At 59.2% G+C, this 245-nt stretch carries 1 protein-coding gene; it reads left to right on the top strand.

Annotated features, from left to right (window positions below; all coding sequences use genetic code 11):
- Positions 1 to 51: 51 nt before the first annotated feature.
- On the top strand, positions 52 to 245 hold a 194-nt coding region (locus L9G74_RS21705; protein WP_238898940.1), incomplete at its 3' end, for a hypothetical protein.

Below are 245 nucleotides of genomic sequence, written 5' to 3'. Positions count from 1 at the left end.
AACAGAGCCGGGATGTTTGTCTGCAAGTTCTTTGGTAGTGCAGTGCCCCCCATGGTGCTGACACCGGATGACCACCGGCTCTTGGCTCGTGTCACCGTGGAGCTGCGGCAGTACCACCAGCTGCTGGAGAGGGTCCGCATCCGTGATGCTCTTCGCTGCGTCCTCAATATCTCTCGCCACGGCAACCAATACATCCAGGTGAATGAGCCCTGGAAGCGCATCAAGGGTGGCGAGGAAGACAGGCA

It is taken from the genome of Shewanella electrica, assembly GCF_022321485.1.
Taxonomy (GTDB): domain Bacteria; phylum Pseudomonadota; class Gammaproteobacteria; order Enterobacterales; family Shewanellaceae; genus Shewanella; species Shewanella electrica.
Note: the sequence above shows the minus strand (reverse complement) of the source record. Positions and strands in the feature narration are given on the sequence as shown.